Raw genomic sequence first — 19,720 nt, forward strand, 5'->3', positions numbered from 1 at the left:
CGCCCGTGACCGAACTGGCTTGCCAGGCACGGGAAATCCTCCCGGACCTGGTCGCGTTGCGGCGGCGCATCCACCGCGCCCCGGAGATCGGCAGTCATCTGCCCCGCACCCAACAGGCGATCCTGGAGGCGCTCCACGGCTTGCCCCTGACGGTGAGGACCGGCAGGAACCTGAGCTCCGTGGTGGCCGTCCTGGAAGGACACCGCCCCGGACCGACCCTCCTGCTGCGCGCCGACATGGACGCACTTCCCCAACAGGAGAACACCGGCCTGTCCTTCGCGTCCGAGGTGCCCGGCGTCATGCACGCGTGCGGCCACGACATGCACACCGCCATGCTCGTAGGAGCGGCGCGCCTGCTCGCTGAACGGAGAGAGCAGTGGGCCGGGCGAGTCGTGTTCATGTTCCAGCCCGCCGAAGAACTCGGGGGCGGCGCCCGCCAGATGATCGAGGAAGGCGTCCTGGCCAGCACGGACGGCACCTCGGTCGACGGTGCGTTTGCTCTGCATGTCACCACCCGCCACGAGGTCGGCACCCTCCACCTCCGGGAAGGGCCCCAGTACGCGGCGGCCGACACCCTACGGATCACCGTTCGCGGAACGAGCGGCCATGCCGCGGCCCCACACAAGTCACTCGACCCCGTCCCCGTCGCCTGCGAGATCGTGCAGGCCCTGCAGACGATGGTGACCAGGACCGTCAGCGTCTTCGAACCCGCCGTCCTCACGGTCACCGCCCTCACGGCCGGACGCGCGTACAACATCATCCCGGAGACCGCAGAGCTGACAGGCACCTACCGCACCCTCTCCGAAACCAGTCGCCGCGCCGTCCGCGAGGGCATCCGCCGCGTGGCGAGGGGAGTGGCGGCCGCCCACGGCATGTCCGCGGACATCGAACTCCCCGAGGGCTATCCGGTCGTACGCAACGACGCGGGATTCACCACTCTCGTGCGCCACGCCGCGGCCGGCGTCCTCGGCCCGGCCGCAGTCCACGAACTCCCGCAGCCCACCATGGGTGGTGAGGACTTCTCCTACGTCGTGCAACGCGTACCCGGTGCCATGGCGTTCCTGGGTGCCTGTCCACCGACCCAACTGCCGGGGACGCCACCGGACAACCACTCCGACCACGTGGTGCACGACGAGAACGCCCTACCGGCCGGAGCCGCCGTGCACTGCGCGGTGGCCTTGGCCTTCCTGGGCCGGGAGGCTGCCGGCGCCGCGGAGGACGCGCCCCTCGCCGGCCATGACGCGTAGGGGAAGCGTCCGCCTGGTTCGTGCAGGGCAGCCGTACGACGGCATGCGGTTGTCCTGCACGGGGCTCAGGCCCGGCACGCGGGCCACTGGATCAGCCGCGTCCCATGATGTGCGGCAGGTCTGCCAGCACGTTGCGCAGGCGCCCGCCAGGCATGCCACCGCCGCCAGGCCGGGCCGCTCGGCCGGGAGCCGGTCGCGGACGACAGGGCCAGGCCGCGCGCCGCACCGGTCGGCCCCTCCGTAAGCCGTGGTGACGACCAGGGTGCCGTTCGCGTCCACGCCGGCGGCGGCCGGCTCTGCGGCCCCGGCGGGATGACTGGGACGTGGACCGTTACGTCCTGGCAGGCAAGGGCGCAGGAACGCACGGCCGCACGCATCACGGATGCGCCAACCCCAGGTGAGCCGACCATGGATGCGCCGACTACGGAGATCCGCGCACCACGGACGCACCAACGCACGGACACACGGACGCACGGACGCACACCTGTCACGCGGCTCTGGTGAGGGCAGGCCCGGCGACGGGGTGCAGCGCGGCGTACTCCAGCGGCGCGGACGGGTCGACGGACATGCTCAGTTGGGCGGGGGCGGCACCGGCCCGTACCAGCAGGTCACCGACGGCGGCGATCATCGCGCCGTTGTCGGTGCACAGGGTCAGCGGCGGCACCCGCAGTGCCACCCCGGCCGCCGCGCACCGCTCCTCCGCAAGCGCCCGGACCCGGGAGTTGGCAGCCACCCCGCCCACCACGACGAGCGTCCCCACCTCGTACTCCCGGCAGGCGGCCAGCGCCTTGCGGGTCAGCACGTCCGCGACCGCCTCCTGAAGCGAGGCGGCACCGTCGGCCAACGGGACCTCCTCACCCCGAAGACGGTGGGTTTCGGCCCAGCGCGCCGCGGCCGTCTTCAAACCGGAGAACGAGAATGCGTACGGGTCGCCCTTCCCGCTGGTCAACGGCCTGGGAAAGGCGACCGCGCAGGGGTTTCCGCCGCGGGCCGCGCGGTCGATCGCCGGGCCGCCGGGATAGGGCAGGCCGAAGACCCGGGCCACCTTGTCGAAGCACTCACCGGCGGCATCGTCGACGGTGTCACCGAGGTGCACGATGGGGTCGCGCACGAGGTCCCGCACCAGCAGCAGCGACGTATGGCCACCGGAAACGATCAGCACCATGCACGGGTCGGGCAGCGGGCCGTGCTCCAGGGTGTCGGCCGCGACATGGCCCGCCAGGTGGTGGACCCCGTACAAGGGCACCCCGGCCGCGTAGGCGAGGCTCTTCGCTCCGGCCAGCCCCACCTGCAGGGCTCCCGACAGACCGGGGCCGGTGGTCACGGCGACGGCGTCGAGGTCGCCCACCCGCAGCCCTGCCTGGTCCAGAGCTTCCCGCACGACCGGGGCGAAGGCATGCAGATGTGCACGCGCGGCGATCTCCGGCACCACGCCGCCGAACCGGGCGTGCTCGTCCATGCTCGACGCCACCACATGCGCGAGCAGCCGCCCGTCGGACACGATCCCGGCCCCGGTCTCGTCACAAGACGACTCGATACCGAGCACGATCCGGCCCTGCGGCATGGCCACTCCTTCACGACTGCCGACATGTTGCGTTAGTAGTGTAGTTGCAATCAATGTGCAATAGGCAGGGAGGTCGGGCGGCTGAGGACGGCCGAAGGCCCGTACGCGACGCGTACGGGCCTTCGACCGTTGCAATGGCCGTGGACGACCGGCTCAGGTGTTCGGCAGCTGGCCCTTGTCCGGCTCACCGGCGGGCACCGGCTCCAGCACCGCGACATCCATCGGGCCGGCCAGCGCGTCGGCAATCTCCCCGCCCAGCGCGGCCAGCACCGGCCCGGCCGAGTGGGCGTCGAGGGCGGCCTGATCGGCCCAGTTCTCGACGACGGTGACCCGGTCGTCGCCGGCATGGGCGGCGTAGAGCAGGCAGCCGGGTTCGGCGTGCACGGCGGAAGCGTGCCGACGGAACGCCGCGAGCACCTCCTCCCGGCGGCCGGGCTTCGTCCGGAGGGTGGCGACGACGATGGGCACGCTGGCTCCTTGGGGCGTATCTGTCCATAGCGCGGACGCGAATTGCTGGTCACCGGAACCCTATGCCAGGCATGGCGCCGCCACTTCGGCAGGATGCCTGGCCAGCGCACGGTGACCTGCTAACCGGCCATGCTGCCCGACACCGCGGCCGACGTCTGCACGTTCGGCTTCGCCGCGGGGGCCGGGAGCCGGAGGGCCACCGCCCATGAGGCCGCCGGGACGCAGGCGATGACCGCATAGACCGCCTGGTAGCCGCCCGTGGCATCCCCGTGACGGCTCCAGACGAGCATGACCGGAGCCGCGGCCCCATACGGGAGGGCGGCGAGCGCGGTGACGCCGGAGGCGGGGGTGCCGGGGGGAGAGGGCGGTGACGACCTGCGGAAAGAAGCACTGCAACGAGTAGGCGGCGAAGGACACGCCCGCCTGCACGAGTGCGAAGTGCGCGATGCGGCCGAACACGGTCCGGTCAGGGAGAGCGGGCGGTGCGTCCTTGGTCAACTCGTCTGCTGGTTGCCTGCGTTGAGCCCCCATCAGTCAGACAGTCTGGCGCGGTGAGCCGGGCAGGCGGCGGAGTGCCGCGATGCCGAGGGCGACGACGGGAGCGGCCTCGATCAGGAACATCGATCGCCGGCCGCTGAGGCCGAGGACGCCGGCATGCTCGACCAGTACGCCGGAGGTGGGAGGCCGACGGCGGTCGCGACGGGGACGGCCAGCAGGAACGCCGCCAACGCCCGGGTGCGTTGCCGGGTGGGCAACCACGTGGTCAGATAGGCGACGACGCCGGGAAAGAAGCCGGCCTCGGCCACACCGAGAAGAAATCGGGCCCCGTTGCGGTCGTCAGCCCCGCAGGTGTTTCGTGTGGTCGCCGGCTTGACGCCGCGTCGGCTTCGGTTCCGGTTTCGACGGGTTGGGGGAAGGCCGGGTTGTCGCCGCAGCGGCAAGTAACGGACCCCCTCGGACGGGTCGGCGTAGCGTCGCCTGGTGTCCTTCATTTGCTACCTTGCGCAACTGTATAACCTTCTCCAAAGGGAACCGCCCCTCTGCAGGAACCGGACGGACATGGGTGCACAGTTGACAGGCAGCCACGAGGCACGGGCCGGACGCCACGGCAGTCGGCCCGCCTCGCGGAGGCGGCGCAAGCGCGGCAGCAAGGTGGGCATGGCTGCCGCGACAACGGCTTCCCTTCTCGTGCTGCTTGTCGGGGGAGCAGGCTGGGTCTACCTCCGGCTCAACGGCAACATCGCCACGTTCGGCGCGGACGGCGTGAGCGAGGACCGGCCGCCCGAAGGGGCCGGCGGCAGCAATGTGCTGGTCATCGGCTCCGATTTACGCTCGGGGGGAAACCGGGGACTGGGCGGTGGGGAAGGGGAAGTGGGGCGCTCGGACACCGCGTTCCTGCTGCATGTCTACGGGGATGCCAGGCACGCGGTCGCGGTGTCCGTTCCCCGGGACAGCCTGGTCGACATCCCACCGTGCAGGCTGCCCAACGGCGACTGGGCCCGGCCCCAGCACAACGTGATGTTCAACTCCGCCTTCACCGTGGGGCTGACGGCCAAGGGCAACCCGGCCTGCACCCAGAACACCGTCGAGAAGCTGACCGGCTTACGCGTCGACCACACCGTGGTCGTCGACTTCGAGGGTTTCTCGAAGATGACCGCGGCGGTCGGCGGGGTACCCGTATGCCTCCCCAAGGACGTCTACCAGGGCGACCTCAACCCCAACCGGGGCTCGAAAGGCAAGATCCTCTTCGCCAAGGGGCCGCAGAGGGTGTCGGGTCGGAAGGCGCTGGAGTACGTCCGTATCCGGCACGGCCTCGGGGACGGGTCCGATATGGGGCGGATCAAGCGCCAGCAGGCGTTCGTCTCCAGCCTCATCAAGAAGATCAAGTCCGAGGGGATCAATCCGTCGACGCTGCTCCCTCTGGCGAACGCCGCAACCCAGTCGATGACCGTCGACCCGGGATTGGGGTCGGCGAACAAGCTGATCGCGTTCGTGATGTCGATGAAGGACATCGATCTGCACAACACCAAGTTCGTCACCGTGCCCTGGCACTACCAGGGTGCACGGGTCGCCATCGTGCATCCCGCGGCCGATGCCTTGTGGGCGGCGCTCAGGGCGGACCGGACCGTCGACGGCCAGGACGCCAGTGCCCGGCACGGCAAGAAGAGCGCGGACGCCAAGGGCGGACCTGCCGGTTCTCCCGGCCCCGGCTCTTCGGTCTCGGGGGCCGGCATCAGCGTCGTTGTCTACAACGGCACGCGGGTGAGGGGACTGGCCTCCCGCGCGGCCGGCGAGCTGAGGGCCGTGGGTTTCACCGTCACCGGCACCGCCACCGCCCCGACCCAGGACCGCGCCGCCACGCTGATCGCCTACGGGCCGGGCCAGGACGACCAGGCGCACACCCTGGCCCGCCTCTTCCCCGGCGCGGACCTTCAGCAGGCAGCGACCCCAGGCATCCGCGTCACCCTCGGCCGGTCCTACGCCGACACCACCGCGCCCACCACCGCCTCCTCCGGCGACATGCCCCCCGGCATGGCCGACAAGATCCGTTCCGCCGACGACAACCCCTGTTCCAACCTCTCCTACGGGTAGCACGCGAGAAGGTCGCGCATCAACGAGCTTGTCGAGGTGGAAGGCGGCGAGCTTGCGCGAGATGCCGACGCCGGCGGCAGCCTCGTCCCGGGTGACGGGGCGGCCCTGCCGTCGGATGAACGCGAACATGTGCTGGCGGGAGTCCGCATGGCCGGTTCCTCGCGTCGATGCTTACCTCAGAGGTAATCGTGGTGGGTGTCGCGCAGGGCTACGTTCGAGGCGTTTCGAGGCGTACGGAGCAAGTGAAGGAGCAGCCGGGCGTGCCTGCATATGGTTTCGCGCATCTACGTGACCGTCGTCACCACCCCGACGTACTTGAGTACTTGGAGCGCATCCAGGCCACCCTGGACCCGTTTCACGGCCGGTTCCTGGCCCACGGCCCGCCGGCCGAGGTGGTGGAGGGGAGCTGGCCGGGCAGCATGGTGCTGATTGAGTTTCCCGGCCTGGTCGAGGCTCGCGCCTGGTACGCGTCCCCCGCATATCAGGCGATCCTTCGGCTGCGGACCGACCACATCCAGGGTGACGTCGTGTTCGTCGAAGGTGTCGAGCCTGGCTACGCCTCGAGTGAACGCGCGGCGAAGCTCCGGGCTGCGGAGGGGAGGTCGGCGGCGAGGAAGTCGCCCTCGATGAGGGTGAGTTCCTGGTGGTCCGCGGCGAGTTCGTGAGCGCGGGCGATCATCTCCGGCGACTTGTCAATGCCGGTGACGTGCTTGGCCCGCTCGGCGAGCTTCCGCACCAGCAGTCCGTCGCCGCAGCCGACGTCCAGGGCGTCGCCGCACCCCGTGGGGACGGCGCGCAGGATGCCCGGGTGTCTGGCGGGGCGCGGCTCTCAAGCCGGAGGGGAATGTCCGTCCGAGGCAGTCAGTTGAGGAGGCGCGCGATCCTGGCGGCGACTGTTTGCGGTTGCTCGGCCTGGATGAAGTGGCCAGAGTCGACCTCTTCGAAGTGCCCGTCCGGCAGTGACTGGGCCCAGCGTCGCTGGTGTTCGGCGAGAACGGCGTGGTTCCGTTCCCGGCCCTTCTCGGGGCGGGACGCTGAGAGCAGGATGGTTGGGCAGGTCGGGAGGGCCGGCGGTTCGGCGCGGAGTTGGGGGATGGCCGCGGCGACGGCCTTGAACTCCTTCCTCGCCTGCACGATGCCGGCCGGGACGAAGTCCTCGGCGAGCATGGTCGCGTAGGTGTCCGCCGGGAAGAGGCGGCGCAAGTTCCCGCTGATCGCGCGGGCCAGCGAGCGCGACCGGACCAGTGTCTGTGTCACGCCCATGGCACGGTCGACCTTCTTGGCGGTCTGGCCGAACGTGTCGTAGACGGGCGCACTCTCCGGCGTCGGATCGAGCAGCAACAGTCCGCGCAGCCGTGGGCCCAGACTCTCCACCGCGCGACGGGCGACCAGTCCGCCCATGCTGTGTGCGACGAGCACACAGCGGCCGGGGACGACTGCCTCGACCATGGCGACCAGGTCCGCGGCCATGTCGTCGATGCCCAGCTGCGCCGTCGTCCGGCCGCTGCGGCCGAAGCCGGCGCGGTCGTAGGTCACCAGTCGCCCCCGATCCGCCAGCAGCGGCAGTACCGGATCCCAGGAGGTACGCCCCAGACCCTGGCCGGCCTCGAAGACCACCCAGTCCTGCCCGCAGCCGCTCTCCTCCACATAGACGGACCGGTCGTTCACCTGCACCGCCCGCCCCACTGCCTCGCGCATGGTCCCCTCCCGCAACGTTCCCGTTCCCGCTTACGTTATCAACTTCGATAAAGGTATCGCATATGAAAGAGTGGCGTCATGGACACCACAGATGTGCTTCTCCACCCGGTTCGGCTGCGCGTGGTGCACGCGCTCTCCGGCGGACAGGTGCTGACGACCTCTCAGCTCTGCGCGCGCATGCCCGAGGTGGGGAAGGTGACGGTGTACCGGCACGTCGCCGTGCTGACCGAGGCCGGCTTCCTGGAAGTCGCCGAGGAGCAGCGGGTGCGCGGCGCCGTCGAGCGGCACTACCGGCTACGCCAGGACCGCCCCGCGGTCGACGTGGACGCAGCCGCTGGGATGTCGCTGGACGATCACCGCCGGGGCTTCGCCGCCGCCATGGCCGTACTGATCGCGGAGTTCAACGCCTATCTTGACCGCGACGGCGCCGACCCGGTGGCCGACGCGGTCTCCTATCGTCAGGGCACGCTCTGGCTCAGCCCCGACGAACTCGCCGATATGCAACACAAGTTGCTCTCGGTACTGCTCCCCCTGCTCGCCAACCAGCCGGAGCCGGGCCGCGCCCCGTACCTCCTCAGCCGGATCTTCTTCCCGGCCGGACAGGCACTCCCACTCCCGGATCCCCCTGACGAGGACCGGTCGTGAGCTCGATGGTCATGTTCTTTGTCTGGTGTTCTTTGTCTGGCCACGCTGATGTTCGTCGGGTGTGCGGACCCGCGGCGCTGGTGCTTCTGCGCCCGGCGTCATCGAACTGTCCGTGTGTCAGGTGAGGCCGGTGGCCTGTTCCGCTGCGTTCTGGGGAGCGTTCGCGCGGAGCGGGAGCAGGAGCGGACTGGCCAGGAGAAGGACTCCGGCCAGGGCGATCGCGGTGCGGGGACTGGTGAGGGCGGCCAGCAGACCCCACACGGCGGTGATGACCGCGATGCTGATGCTGCTGCTGACGGACCACGCGGACAGGGTGCGGGCGACCCGGTCGGGAGCGGTGTGGTCGAGCCGGTAGGTGGCCAGCACGGGGTTGAAGACGCCGCAGCAGGTCACCAGGCCGAGCTGGACGACGATGATGAGCACGATCCCGGGGAGACCGGGCCGGACGAACGCCAACCCGACAGGCCAACAGGCACGCAGCCCCCCGGCGGTGAGCAGCACCTTGCGCTGCCCGAAACGCGTCACGAGCCGGTGCGCGAGGCGTGAGCCGACGAGACCACCGACGCACGGGACCGCGAACACGAGGCCGTACTGCCAAGGTGCGAAGCCGAGATGGTCCAGCAGGAGCACGGCGAGCAGTGGTTGGGAGGCCATGATCAGGCCGTTGACCGCGACGGAGTTGAAGAACAGCGGGCGCAGCGTGGGGTGGGTGAGGAGGTGGCGCCATCCTTCGAGGAGATCGCTTGCCCGCAGCCGTGCTGCACCGGTACGGGCGGGGCACGGTTCGCTGCCGCCGATGGCCCGGATGCCCAGTGCCGAGAGCAGATAGCTGAGCGCATCGGCCAGCACGGTCGTCACCGTGCCGAGCAGCCCGATCGCAGCCCCGCCGAGCGGTGGCCCGACCACGGTCGCGCTCCATGTTGTGGACTCGAACCGGCTGTTGGCGACCAGCAGATCCGCCGGCGGCACGAGCGCCTTCAGATATGCGCCGCTGGCCGTCTTGAAGGCGATATCGGCCGCGGCGACGACGACGGAGACGACGAGGAGCTGGGCGAAGCCGAGCCAGCCGAGCGCGAACGCGGCAGGGACACTGATCAAGGCGGTGAATCGGACCAGGTCCATCGCCACCATGACCGGACGCTTGCGGCGGAACTCCATCCACGGACCGAGCGGGACCGCCACCACGGCTCCCACGGCACGCCCCGCGGCGGCCAGCGCAGCCACCTGGGTCGGCCCGGAGTGCAACACGAGGACCGCGATCAGGGGGAACGCACCGAACCCGAGCCCGGTCCCGTACGCACTGACCGCATACGCGGCCCACAACCACCCGAACTGCCGCCCCAGTGCCCGCCTGCCTGTCATTCCCACGCCACTCTCGTCGATCCGGACGTCCGGACAACCACGTACCGCCGATCCATCGGCATCAAAGCGGGGCGAGGATGCTCGGATCAAACAACCGACGTGGTGGGAGGCACAACCGGGTGTTGTACTGCCCCGTACCGGTACACACGTCGGTGTCGACGGTGCGGCGCATGGTGTCCTTCTCTACCGCCTCTTCCGCCTACCTGGTCGAGCGGGTGGCCAGTGCGTCGAAGTCGCGGTCGGGCAGCGTCCTGTTGAGTTCCAGGAGCTTGTCGGCGAGCCAGCCGACGGCGTACCGGGTTTCCGGGCGGTCGGACTCGACGGCCTGCCGGATGGTCTCGGCGACGACGTCGGGTTCGGAGGCTCCGGCCAGCTCGGTCTCTCCGCGCCGCGCCATGGCCTCGGCCATCTCCTGATAGGCGCCGGCCCCGGAGATCTCCCGCAGCTGTGCGGGTGTCCCGTCCTCGAAGCCGGTCTTGATGATGCCTGGCTGGATGATCACCACCCGTACGCCGAACGGCGCGACCTCCATACGGAGCGTGTCGGAGTACGCCTCCAAGGCATGCTTGGACGCGTAGTACCAGGCGCCGAGCGGAAGCGCGATCTCGCCGCCGATCGAGGAGACATTGACGATCGTGCCTGTCCGTCGCGCACGCATATGGGGCAGGACGAGCTGGACCAGCCTGGCCGGCGCCACGACGTTGACTTCAAGCTGCTCGCGGGCCGACGCCATCGGCACGTCCTCGGCGGCCCCGTGCAGTACGGTGCCGGCGTTGTTGACCAGGACGTCGATCCGGCCCTGCTCCTCGATGACGGTGGCCACCGCCCGCTCGAGGTCCGTGTCGTTCCTCGCATCCATGTGCAGCGCATGGCCCCCGGCTGCGCTGAGGGGAGCCATCCGGTGCGTGCGCCGTGCGGCGCCGTACACGGTGTGGCCGGCGCGCCGCAGCTCCAGCGCGGTCGCCAACCCGATCCCGGACGAGGCCCCGGTCACCAGACAGACCTTCATGGATCACGCCTCCCAGGTGACGGGCAGCTCGTGCACGCCGTAGATGAGCATGTCGGTGCGTATGGCCACGTCCTCGACGGGACACGCCAGTTGGAGGGTCGGGAACCGCGTCAGCAGCGCGCTGAACACCACCCGCAGTTCGACACGCGCGAGTTGCTGGCCGAGACACTGGTGCACGCCGTGGCCGAAGGCCACATGCCCACCGGTCGGGCGGAGCAGGTCGAGGACGTCGGGATCCGCGAAGTGCGTGGCGTCCCGATTGGCCGCGGGAAGCGAGACGGTGATCGCCTCACCGGCCCGAATCCGCTCACCACCCAGCTCGATATCCTCAAGCGCCGTACGCACCGTGAATGGGATGATGCTGAGATAGCGCAGCAGTTCCTCGACGGCCCGGTCGGCGACGCCCGGATCGGCGCGCAGCGCGGCGAGCTGGTCAGGATGGCTCAGCAGGGCGAAGGTGCCGAGCGCCAGCATGTTGGCCGTCGTGTCGAGACCGGCTCCCAGCAGTACGAAGCCGATGTTGACGAGTTCCTCGTCGGTGAGGTCGCCCGTGGTCAGGCCGCTGAGCAGGTCGTCGGTGGGCGCGGCACGCTTGGCGGCCACCAGTTCGCTGACGAACTCGTGCACCGACCGGTAGGCCGCCGTCACCCGTTCCGGTGCGGAGTCGAGCCGGAACAGGGCGAGCGCGTCCTCCTGGAATCGCGCCCGGTCCGCGTACGGCACGCCGAGGAGCTCACAGATGACCTGCGCGGGTACCGGCTGTGCCAGGGCCGACACCAGGTCCACCGGCGGGGCTTGCTGTACCAGCGCGTCGAGGTGCTGGTCGGTGATCTCCTGGATCCGATCGGTGAGTTGCCGCATCCGGCGAACCGTGAACTGACCGGTGAGCATCCGGCGGTAGCGGGTGTGCTCGGGCGCGTCCATGCCGGTGAACATCCCGGGAGGCGCCGGCCGGTCGCTGCCCGGCGTGCCGGGTACCGGCAGATGGCGCAGCTCGGTCCGGATGCTCAGCCGGGGATCGGCCAGCACCTCGCGCACCAGGGCGTGGCTCGTCACCAGCCAGCCCACGTGCCCGTCCGGATAGTCGAGCCGGCTGAGCGGGCGCTGCTCACGCAACTCGGCCAGTTCGGCGGGCGGATCGAAGGGCGAGCCCGCGGGCCGTTCGGTAGGCAGTACTGAAGCCACTGAGGCCATGTCGTGTCCTTCCACGCAGGTCTTTTCCGATGTCTCTTCCGATGCCTTCTCCGACGTCGACGACCCTAGGAAGTGCGTTCTCCAACGGGCAAACGCGAACGGAAATATGTGCAGGTCAGCGCGCTCTATACGGTGCAATGAGAGTGTCGCTGAATGCATCGGTGATGATGCAGCGGAGAGGAACACATCTGTGACGGATGCGAAGCACTGGCTGGCTGGATGGCTGACTGGTGCTGGCTGGTGAGTGAGCAGGAGGACCGATGCCGGGAAAGCGCCTGACGTACGAGGAGCGGCAACGCGTCGCCGAGGGGATGGCGGCGCGGCTGCCCTACGCCGAGATCGCCCGCCGTCTCGGCCGTTCCAAGTCGACGATCGTCCGCGAGGTCGCGCGCAACGGCGGGGCCCGTGCGTATCAGGCCGGCCGCGCACAACAGGCCACCAAGTGGCGGGCCCGCCGCCGCCCGCCGGCCAGGCAGTCGGCCACACCTGTCCCCGTCCCACAAGAAGACACCCCCATGGACCGGCGCGTGTTCGAGGAGGAGTTCACCGACATGATGGTCAGGACGGGCGTCCCGACGATGGCTGCGCGGGCCCTCGTCCCGCTGTTCACCAGCGAGGCGGGCGGACTCACCGCGGCCGAACTCGTCTCCAGACTGCGCGTCAGCCCCGCGTCGGTCTCCAAAGCGGTCGGCTGGCTGGAGCAGCGCGGGCTGATAGTCCGTGAGCGCGAGGGCCGCCGTGACCGCTATGTTATCGACGACCAGGTCTGGTACCAGGCATGGTCGATCAGCGTCCAATCCATGGCCGCCTGGGCGCACTTCACCCAGCGGGGAGCCGAGCTGTTCGGCGCGGACACCCAGTCCGGCACCCGGCTGCAGACCACCAGCCGGTTCTTCCGGCTCCTCGGCGACGACATGGCCCAGGCGGCCGAGCACTGGCGCCAGGCGCTCTCGGCGGGCCGCTGAGGGTGCCGCCTGGATCGGCAGGCCGGGCTGGCCGTTGACCACGAGAATTGGGCCGGAGGCAGGAGCTGCGGTGGCTGTCCGCGCGGAGTGACGGCGGCGGGGCAGGCCGCGTTGTGGCGCGGTGGAGAGCCGGCGCAGTAGGAGATCACCCGGGTACGCCTGAACGTCGCGATGTAGCGGCGTGTTCGGCTTCGCCCACAGGCCGGCGCGGGGCGGTCCCGGCCATGCCTGTGGTCACGCCAGGATGTTGGTGGTGTGGGAGAGGCGGCGGGCCGTGGCCAGGAGGGCGTGGATCTGGGGAGCGGCCTGCTCGATTTGCGTCAGGGGAGTGGTGAACGGCAGGCGGACGTCGTGCCAGGTGCGCGGGTATTCAAGGCGCAGGGTGATGCCGTAGCGGTCCATGGCCACCGGAAGGGCGCGCAGTACGCCGCTGGGGACGGGGCGGACGAGGCGGAGCAGCAGCGGCACGATCTCGCTGTGCGCGTCGACGAGGTGCGTCAGCATCTCTGCCTCGCTCTGCGCCAGCGGGTCGAGCTCGGCTTCCTCCAGCTCCTGGAGGGTGACGTAGGTGCGTTCCGAGGCGTCTTCCAGGACTGCCTGGCCGAATTCCAGGCAAGTGCTCTTGTCGGAGTGCGGGTTGTACGGGGCGGTCAGGAGCCCGGCGACGGTGACCCGGGCACGTAGCCGGTCGCGTACCGATGTGGGGGCGATGTCGGTGAGTTCCAAGCGGACCGGGACGCGCCTGGTCGCGGGGGCGTCGGTGGCCTCGCCCTCGCACGGGGCGTGCAGGTGGAAGAGGCCCGTCGCTCCGCCGCTGAGACGGTGGATTTCGCTGCGGAGCCCGTCGCTCACCACCGTCATGGAGTGGGCGACGGTCAGGATCGAGCGGATGCGCTCGGCTGGGGTCGGTGTGATGGCACGGGCACGAGTTGCACGCATCCGGCTCCTCCAAGAACAAGGAAACTTAGGTTTGCCTAACCTAACCTACTTCGTTCCGGCTCGCGAGTGAGTGACGGTGCCGGGAGCGCCATCCCGGCTGCTCCCTGACTGCATTTCGACTGTCTCCCGACTGCATTCCCGACTGGCTTCGCCGCCGGGTTCGTCGTGAAGTACGTCACCAATCAGATGAGAACCGGACTTTTCGGCCGCGCGTCTCTCCACTCGACATCGGCCGCCCGACCCACGGGATTCGGAACCGAAGGAGAGCAACTGTGTCCTTTCCCATCGCCCTGAGCATCGGCGTCTTCGGCTGTTTTGCCATCGTGGGGGTGACGTTTCTGGCGGGGCGTCCCCGGAGAGCGTCCCATCGCGTGTGCGCTGCTTTGGGGTGGTTGTGGGTGGCCGGGGTTGTGGGGCTGACGTTCGGGACGCGCTCCGGTGGCGGCCAGGCGCTGAACTTCAAGCTGCTCGACCTCGCCAACCCCGCCGACGCCTGGGACTTCTTCCTCAACGTGCTCATGTTCGTCCCCGGCGGCCTGCTCCTGGCGAGCGCAGGCATGCGTCTTCTGGGTGCGGCGACCTGGGGGTTCCTCGGTTCCCTCGCCATCGAGACGATGCAATACCTCACTGCCTCGGGGCGAACGGCCGATATCAACGACCTGCTGGCCAACACCCTCGGCTGCGTCGCTGGATTCGCCTGCGCCGCGGCGGTCCGGATCGCGTTCCGCACGAAGCGGGCGGTTGCCAGGCCACGTGTGCGGACCTGAGGCTGGGCTGTGGCAGGTGTGGCGCCTGCACTGCCTGTGAACTCCCGTACGCACCACTGCCGGGACGGGGCTTGGCACGGTGCGCTGGATGCCATGACAACCTTCACCGGCCGGGCCGCGGACGTCGCGGCCTCGGTGTCCTGTTGGTCTAACTTGCCTCACTCTTGGGCCTCTTGATGGACCGCTTCGGGACTCTGGCGCAGGTCGCCTACTCCCGTGATGCAGCGATCGACGTTGCCTTGGCCTTCTGCGGGGAGGTTCTGGTGTTGGTGCGATGCGATGCCAAGGAAGGTGGCTCGTCAGCGGGGCCACTTCTCTGGCGTGCTGCTGGTGGTCACCTGGCACACCGCCGGACGGCCAGGCGCAGGTGACGTGCCTTGGGCGACGACCCGGACACCATCGAGCAGGATCCGGCACGAGGCGACCGTCCCCGGCTCCGGTTCGATCACCACCCGGGCCGTCTGGCCGGTGTTGACCAGGGCCTCCTTGCGCCATGGCAGGGGAGTGGCCCCGACCTGCTCATCCTTGTACTCCGGCTTGAAGCGGTCGGGGTTGTGTCGGTAACGCACCGTGACGGCGCGGGCGTCGCCGCTGAGGGCAGTGCCCTCGTAGACCAGGTCCCACGCATTGCCGCCGCGCGCCTCCTTCAGCACGCCGATGTTGCTCCGGGCCCAGAGCGCGCCACCGATGAGGAGGGCGGCTACCGTCAGTCCGACACATGCGAGGAGGATGCCGCCGCGGCGGGAGCGGTGGGCCGGAGGGGTGGGAGACGTCATGGTGGGGGACTTTCTGCCTGGATTGCGTGCTGCCTGCTGCCTGCTGCCTGCTGCCTGGGGTTTCCTGTCTCGCCGGCCCTGTGAGGCCAGGCCGGACTGCGGCCGTGAGTATGCAGCCGCGGACAGCGGCGGTGCGGCTGTGCTGGCACGGGTCCGCGGGCATGGGGCAGCTGACATGGGTCCTGAGGGGCGGCTGCCCCCCGCCCCTCTTGACGCCCATTGTCCCGTCCCGTGTGGATGGGCGCGCGCAATGCCTGGTCCGGGCGCTGAGCAGGGGCTCGTCGCCCTGCGGGGCGTCGCGCGTGCGTCAGTCGTCGTCCCCCGGCGCCGGCCGCTCTTCAGCCACCTGTTGCCGTGCGCAACCTGCCTGGCTCTTCGGCCGGAGACGACGGCTATGGTGAAAAGTCGACGGGAACGTGGCCGAAAGCTGGTGGAGGGCAGGCAGTGTCGGACGAGGGGAGGCTCGTCGCCGGGCGCTACCGGCTCACGGAGCAGATCGGCCGTGGCGGCATGGGCACGGTGTGGCGGGTGCAGGACGAGGTCCTGGGCCGCCAGGTCGCGCTGAAGCGACTGCACGTGCAGCCTCAGCTGTCCGACGACCAGCTGGCCACCCTCTATGAGCGCATGCGCCGGGAAGCGCGCAGCGCCGCCCGGATCGTGCATCCCAACGTGGTCGTGGTTCACGACGTCGTGGATGACGCGGGGCAGCCCTGCATCGTCATGGAATATGTGCCGGCAGTCACCCTCGGTGAGCGCATCAGGCAGCATGGGACCATCGCCCCGGAGGAGGCCGCCCGAATCGGACTGGGCATGGTCGCCGCCCTGCGGGCCGCGCACCGCGCAGGCGTACTGCATCGCGATGTCAAGCCCGGCAACGTCATGCTCGGCGCCGAGGGCCGGGTGGTGCTCACGGACTTCGGTATCGCCATGACCGCCGACGCCTCGACGCTGACCAAGACCGGCGAAATGGTGGGTTCCATCCACTACATGGCGCCCGAACGGATACGCGGGCGCAAGCCCGGACCGGCTTCGGACCTGTGGGCGTTGGGTGCCACGCTGTACCAGGCGGTGGAGGGTCGGCCGCCGTTCCACCGGCCGACCGCGATGGAGGCTGCCTACGCCATCGCCGTCGACCCGCTGGAGCCGATGAAACTGGCCGGGCCGTTGGAACCGCTCATCACGGCCCTGCTGTCCAAGGAGCCCGACGAGCGGCCGTCCGCGGAGGAGACCGAGCGGGCGCTGCGGGCCGTGCGGTCCAGCGGAGCGACTGCGCCCGGCGGCCCGACCGCACCCCTCGCGCCAACGGCACCCATCGCGTCAGCCGCACCGATGGGATCGACCGCGCCGACGGGAACGAGCGGACCGACGATGGCCCTCTCCCCGGACTCCGCGTCCCCGGGTTCCGCCGCAACCGCCACCAGCCGGTCCCTGTCCCAGCCGCCCACCGGCGAAGCGACGGCCCCGACCGAACCCGTCCGGGCCGACCCCGCCCAGGCCGAAGGCTCCGGTGACCGGCGTCGACGCGGCAGGCGCCGTGGTCTCGTGACGACCGTCGTCGCCCTCACGGTGGTGGCGGCGTCCGTTGCAGGCGCGATGTACGCGACCTCGGGACGCGACGGCAGCAGCACATCGCAGACACCAGGGACCGACGCCCGGCAGCGCCCCGGGGCGGCAACCCCCTCGTACGCCTACACCCCGCCGCCCATGCCCCAGGGCTTTCACCAGGTCAGCGAGATCGGCGCGGACTTCCGCGTGCCGGACGGCTGGAAGGTCATCAAGCGCACGGGTGAGACCGTCATCTATGGAGACGAGTCCGGTCGGGTCGGCCTCACGGTCGGAATGGTGCAGCCCGCCGGTTCGAACCCCATGCCGCACTTCGCGGACATGGAGGCGAACACCAAGCTCAACTACTCCGTGTACCGGAGACTGCGGATGCAGCAGACCGCGTTCCGGGACCAGCCGGCCGTCGTGTGGGAGTTCACCTTCAAGGGGCGGGCACGTTCGTACCGCGGCATCAAGCTCGGCTTCGGCCGCGAGGGCGGCCGGGAGTACGACATCTACCTCTCGGCGCCGGAATCGCAGTGGGACACCTACCGCCCCCTCTTCGACAAGGTCACGGACGGCTTCACGACGAGCGGGCGCTGAACTCCCCTCGCGGGCAGGGAACAGCCCACCGGCGAACGTTCACTCGTCGGAGAGGCCCAGCCTGGCGTGCAGGCGGCGCAGGGGAGGCGGCGCCCACCAGTTGGCCCGTCCCGCGAGCCGCATCACGGCCGGCACGAGGACGCCGCGCACCAGCGTGGCGTCCAGCAGTACGGCCAGCGCCAGGCCCACGCCCAGCAGCTTCAGGAAGGTGATGCCGGACGTGGCCAGCGCGATCATGACGACGGCGACCAGCGCAGCCGCGGCGCTGACCAGGCGTCCGGTGCGTTCCAGCCCGACGGCGACGGCCAGGGTGTTGTCTCCGGTCTCGTCGTACACCTCCTTGATCCGCGACAGCAGGAACACCTCGTAGTCCATGGACAGGCCGAAGGCGACGCAGAACATCAGTACCGGCATGGTGATCTCCACCGAGCCGGTCACCGTGAAGTCGCCCAGCAGGGCCCGCAGATGGCCTTCCTGGAAGACGTACACCATGGCGCCGAACGTCGCGGACAGACTGAGCACATTGAGCAGTACGGCCTTGACCGGGATCAGCACGCTGCCGGTGAACAGGAACAGCAGCACCATGGTCGTGCCGCCGATGATCAGGATGGCCACGGCGAGTCGGTCGACGAGCGTGCCACGGGTGTCCTCCAGCATCGCGGCGTCACCGCCCACGAGCACCGGGCCCGGTGCGCCGTCCGCCCGCAGCCGCTCCACCAGTTTCGTCCCGGCGGCGGAGTACGGCTCGACCGACGGCACCACCGACAGCCAACTGGCGCCGCCCGCGGCGAAGGAGGCCGTGGCGGCGGAGGAGGGTGCCACCTGCCGTCCCGCGGCGTAGGAGCCGGTGAGGGTGTCCACCCGCGCCACGCCAGGCAGGGCCGAGAGTCGGGTGGCGTAGGCGGCGAGCTTCGCGCGGTGCGCGGAGCCGCTGACGGTGGGCAGTACCACGGACAGGGCGGAGGACTCGCGACTGGCGAACTCCTCCCGCACGAACTGTGCCGTACGGTGCGCGGGTGCGTCGGCGGGCAGGACCCGGTCGTCGACCATGCCGAAGGAGACCCGGGTGAACGGCAGCCCCAGCACCACCAGGACGGCGACCACGGCGACCGCGCACAGCACCGGCCGCCGCATGACGGCGGAGGCGAGCCGCCGCCAGAATGCGCCCTTCGCGGCGCCCGATGCGGACCCCACGTCCTGGCCGGTGCCTGGCCGCCTTCTGCGCCGGAACAGCCGGCGTACGTCCAGTGCGTCGATGCGTGGGCCGAGCAGCCCCAGTGCCGCGGGCAGGACCACCAGCGCGGCGAAGGCCGCGAGCGTCACCACTGCCACGCCCGCGTAGGCGAAGGAGCGCAGGAAGTACAGCGGGAAGACCAGCAGGGCGAGGAGCGAGAGGGCCACCGTCAGCGCGGAGAACAGCACGGTGCGGCCGGCCGTGCGGACGCTCTGCGCGACCGCCTCGGTGGTGCCCAGGCCGCGGGCCAGCTCCTCCCGGTATCGGGTGACGATGAACAGGCTGTAGTCGATGGCCAGTCCCAGCCCCAGTGCGGTGGTGATGTTGGTCGCGAAGACGGACACCGAGGTCAGCTCGGAGAGCACCCGTAGGACGACGAACGTGCCCAGGATGGAGAACACCCCGATGAGCAGGGGCAGTACGGCTGCCGCCGCACTCCCGAACACGAAGAGCAGAATGAGCAGGATGACCGGGGCCGCATATGCCTCGGCCTTGAACAGGTCCTGCTGGCTGCGCTTTTGCACCTCCACCGCGACCTGCGCGAACCCGGTCGCGGAGACCTGCAGCAGCCCCTGACGGCCGGTGAAGTGGGGGCCGAGCCGCTTCGCGGCCTTTCGCACCTGGTCCTCGTCGCCGCCCAGACGCACGAGCACCAGCGCCGCACGCCCGTTGCGGGCCTTCAACGGCGCCGCCGAGTCGTGCGGGACGGTCCAGTACGAGGTGACCGACAGCACGCCCGGCTGCTGGCCGAGCCGCCGGGTGAGGCCCCGTCCGGCGGCCGCGGTCCGTGGCTCGTCGACCGGTCCAGGAGCGCGCGCCAGCAGCGCCAGGTTGGGGACACCCGAGCCGAAATGGTCGGTGAGGAACGTCTCGGCCTTCGTCGACTCCGCCGCCCGGTCGGTGAAGCCGCCGCTGGACAGCCGGTCGGTGACACCCCCGCCGATCGGGACCGCCACGAGCATGGCCAGCAGCGCGACCAGCAGCACCGGTAGGCGCAGGCGGACCACCAGGCGTCCGAGAGCGGCGAGCCGGGAGCGGTCGGCCGGTGTCCCGGGCCGGAATCCGGCGGGTCGGTCCTCGGCGGCGGTGGCGGTGTGGGTGGGTCTGGACACGGT

At 70.2% G+C, this 19,720-nt stretch carries 18 protein-coding genes and 1 pseudogene; 7 read left to right on the forward strand and 12 right to left on the reverse strand.

Features of this window, described 5'->3' with window-relative positions:
• Positions 1 to 5: 5 nt before the first annotated feature.
• Positions 6 to 1,247, forward strand: a complete 1,242-nt coding sequence (locus tag B073_RS39665; RefSeq protein WP_018538091.1) for a M20 metallopeptidase family protein — start codon at positions 6 to 8, stop codon at positions 1,245 to 1,247.
• A 487-nt stretch (positions 1,248 to 1,734) separates the two neighbouring features.
• Here the strand turns inward: B073_RS39665 and tsaD are convergent, their stop codons facing one another.
• The 3 genes from tsaD to B073_RS42720 form a co-directional block, all read right to left on the reverse strand.
• Positions 1,735 to 2,811 carry a tRNA (adenosine(37)-N6)-threonylcarbamoyltransferase complex transferase subunit TsaD gene (gene tsaD / locus B073_RS0110710; protein ID WP_018538092.1) on the reverse strand — a complete coding sequence of 359 codons (1,077 nt, stop codon included), beginning with the start codon at positions 2,809 to 2,811 and terminating at the stop codon, positions 1,735 to 1,737.
• A 153-nt stretch (positions 2,812 to 2,964) separates the two neighbouring features.
• Positions 2,965 to 3,279 carry a putative quinol monooxygenase gene (locus B073_RS0110715; protein ID WP_018538093.1) on the reverse strand — a complete coding sequence of 105 codons (315 nt, stop codon included), beginning with the start codon at positions 3,277 to 3,279 and terminating at the stop codon, positions 2,965 to 2,967.
• Between the two features lie 611 nt (positions 3,280 to 3,890).
• Complete coding sequence (locus B073_RS42720; protein WP_026247254.1) at positions 3,891 to 4,085, reverse strand: hypothetical protein; 195 nt, start codon at positions 4,083 to 4,085, stop codon at positions 3,891 to 3,893.
• A 352-nt stretch (positions 4,086 to 4,437) separates the two neighbouring features.
• Between B073_RS42720 and B073_RS0110730 the strand changes: the two genes are divergently transcribed.
• Entirely contained in the window at positions 4,438 to 5,871 is a 1,434-nt protein-coding gene (locus B073_RS0110730) for an LCP family protein (protein WP_037811405.1), read from the forward strand.
• A 15-nt stretch (positions 5,872 to 5,886) separates the two neighbouring features.
• Here B073_RS0110730 and B073_RS47735 read toward each other — a convergent pair.
• Positions 5,887 to 6,000, reverse strand: a pseudogene (locus B073_RS47735) (transcriptional regulator); the annotation flags it as partial.
• 38 nt (positions 6,001 to 6,038) lie between these two features.
• Between B073_RS47735 and B073_RS43860 the strand changes: the two are divergent.
• Entirely contained in the window at positions 6,039 to 6,536 is a 498-nt protein-coding gene (locus B073_RS43860) for a DUF1330 domain-containing protein (RefSeq protein ID WP_202487137.1), read from the forward strand.
• Here the strand turns inward: B073_RS43860 and B073_RS39675 are convergent.
• The gene (locus tag B073_RS39675; RefSeq protein ID WP_078507970.1) at positions 6,425 to 6,673 is read right to left on the reverse strand and encodes a class I SAM-dependent methyltransferase; all 249 of its coding nucleotides are present in this window, start codon (positions 6,671 to 6,673) and stop codon (positions 6,425 to 6,427) included. The two genes, B073_RS43860 and B073_RS39675, sit on opposite strands and share 112 nt — an antisense overlap.
• Before the next feature lie 59 nt (positions 6,674 to 6,732).
• On the reverse strand, positions 6,733 to 7,569 hold the full coding sequence (locus tag B073_RS42725; RefSeq protein ID WP_018538097.1) for an alpha/beta fold hydrolase: 837 nt from the start codon (positions 7,567 to 7,569) through the stop codon (positions 6,733 to 6,735).
• Positions 7,570 to 7,647: 78 nt separating this feature from the next.
• On the opposite strand from B073_RS42725, the gene B073_RS39685 reads away from it, so the two are divergent.
• Positions 7,648 to 8,214, forward strand: coding sequence for a helix-turn-helix domain-containing protein (locus B073_RS39685; protein ID WP_018538098.1), 567 nt, complete (start codon positions 7,648 to 7,650; stop codon positions 8,212 to 8,214).
• A gap of 117 nt (positions 8,215 to 8,331) precedes the next feature.
• Here the strand turns inward: B073_RS39685 and B073_RS0110750 are convergent, their stop codons facing one another.
• The 3 genes from B073_RS0110750 to B073_RS0110760 all read right to left on the reverse strand — a co-directional run bounded on the left by B073_RS0110750 (position 8,332) and on the right by B073_RS0110760 (position 11,779).
• Positions 8,332 to 9,576: an MFS transporter gene (locus B073_RS0110750; protein WP_026247255.1), complete on the reverse strand. Its 1,245-nt coding sequence runs from the start codon at positions 9,574 to 9,576 to the stop codon at positions 8,332 to 8,334.
• Between the two features lie 199 nt (positions 9,577 to 9,775).
• Positions 9,776 to 10,585 carry an oxidoreductase gene (locus tag B073_RS0110755; RefSeq protein ID WP_018538100.1) on the reverse strand — a complete coding sequence of 270 codons (810 nt, stop codon included), beginning with the start codon at positions 10,583 to 10,585 and terminating at the stop codon, positions 9,776 to 9,778.
• Positions 10,586 to 10,588: 3 nt separating this feature from the next.
• Positions 10,589 to 11,779 carry a cytochrome P450 gene (locus B073_RS0110760; protein ID WP_018538101.1) on the reverse strand — a complete coding sequence of 397 codons (1,191 nt, stop codon included), beginning with the start codon at positions 11,777 to 11,779 and terminating at the stop codon, positions 10,589 to 10,591.
• 260 nt (positions 11,780 to 12,039) lie between these two features.
• On the opposite strand from B073_RS0110760, the gene B073_RS0110765 reads away from it, so the two are divergent.
• Complete coding sequence (locus B073_RS0110765) at positions 12,040 to 12,744, forward strand: GbsR/MarR family transcriptional regulator (protein ID WP_018538102.1); 705 nt, start codon at positions 12,040 to 12,042, stop codon at positions 12,742 to 12,744.
• Between the two features lie 234 nt (positions 12,745 to 12,978).
• Here B073_RS0110765 and B073_RS0110770 read toward each other — a convergent pair whose 3' ends face one another.
• Positions 12,979 to 13,683, reverse strand: a complete 705-nt coding sequence (locus B073_RS0110770; RefSeq protein ID WP_018538103.1) for a DUF2470 domain-containing protein — start codon at positions 13,681 to 13,683, stop codon at positions 12,979 to 12,981.
• A gap of 272 nt (positions 13,684 to 13,955) precedes the next feature.
• On the opposite strand from B073_RS0110770, the gene B073_RS0110775 reads away from it, so the two are divergent.
• Positions 13,956 to 14,450 carry a VanZ family protein gene (locus B073_RS0110775; protein WP_018538104.1) on the forward strand — a complete coding sequence of 165 codons (495 nt, stop codon included), beginning with the start codon at positions 13,956 to 13,958 and terminating at the stop codon, positions 14,448 to 14,450.
• Between the two features lie 299 nt (positions 14,451 to 14,749).
• Here B073_RS0110775 and B073_RS0110780 read toward each other — a convergent pair whose 3' ends face one another.
• Positions 14,750 to 15,226: a hypothetical protein gene (locus B073_RS0110780; RefSeq protein WP_018538105.1), complete on the reverse strand. Its 477-nt coding sequence runs from the start codon at positions 15,224 to 15,226 to the stop codon at positions 14,750 to 14,752.
• 444 nt (positions 15,227 to 15,670) lie between these two features.
• Between B073_RS0110780 and B073_RS0110785 the strand changes: the two genes are divergently transcribed.
• Complete coding sequence (locus B073_RS0110785) at positions 15,671 to 17,371, forward strand: serine/threonine-protein kinase (protein ID WP_018538106.1); 1,701 nt, start codon at positions 15,671 to 15,673, stop codon at positions 17,369 to 17,371.
• A gap of 39 nt (positions 17,372 to 17,410) precedes the next feature.
• Here the strand turns inward: B073_RS0110785 and B073_RS0110790 are convergent, their stop codons facing one another.
• Complete coding sequence (locus B073_RS0110790; RefSeq protein ID WP_018538107.1) at positions 17,411 to 19,717, reverse strand: MMPL family transporter; 2,307 nt, start codon at positions 19,715 to 19,717, stop codon at positions 17,411 to 17,413.
• Positions 19,718 to 19,720: the final 3 nt, after the last annotated feature.

Source organism: Streptomyces sp. MspMP-M5 (genome assembly GCF_000373585.1).
GTDB lineage: Bacteria > Actinomycetota > Actinomycetes > Streptomycetales > Streptomycetaceae > Streptomyces.

Coding starts and splice junctions, on each gene's coding strand:
- tsaD (WP_018538092.1), bottom strand. CDS start 2,811: ATGCCGCAGGGCCGGATCGTGCTCGGTATCGAGTCGTCTTGTGACGAG.
- B073_RS0110730 (WP_037811405.1), top strand. CDS start 4,438: ATGGCTGCCGCGACAACGGCTTCCCTTCTCGTGCTGCTTGTCGGGGGA.
- B073_RS43860 (WP_202487137.1), top strand. CDS start 6,039: ATGCTTACCTCAGAGGTAATCGTGGTGGGTGTCGCGCAGGGCTACGTT.
- B073_RS42725 (WP_018538097.1), bottom strand. CDS start 7,569: ATGCGCGAGGCAGTGGGGCGGGCGGTGCAGGTGAACGACCGGTCCGTC.
- B073_RS39685 (WP_018538098.1), top strand. CDS start 7,648: ATGGACACCACAGATGTGCTTCTCCACCCGGTTCGGCTGCGCGTGGTG.
- B073_RS0110750 (WP_026247255.1), bottom strand. CDS start 9,576: ATGACAGGCAGGCGGGCACTGGGGCGGCAGTTCGGGTGGTTGTGGGCC.
- B073_RS0110755 (WP_018538100.1), bottom strand. CDS start 10,585: ATGAAGGTCTGTCTGGTGACCGGGGCCTCGTCCGGGATCGGGTTGGCG.
- B073_RS0110760 (WP_018538101.1), bottom strand. CDS start 11,779: ATGGCCTCAGTGGCTTCAGTACTGCCTACCGAACGGCCCGCGGGCTCG.
- B073_RS0110765 (WP_018538102.1), top strand. CDS start 12,040: ATGCCGGGAAAGCGCCTGACGTACGAGGAGCGGCAACGCGTCGCCGAG.
- B073_RS0110770 (WP_018538103.1), bottom strand. CDS start 13,683: ATGCGTGCAACTCGTGCCCGTGCCATCACACCGACCCCAGCCGAGCGC.
- B073_RS0110780 (WP_018538105.1), bottom strand. CDS start 15,226: ATGACGTCTCCCACCCCTCCGGCCCACCGCTCCCGCCGCGGCGGCATC.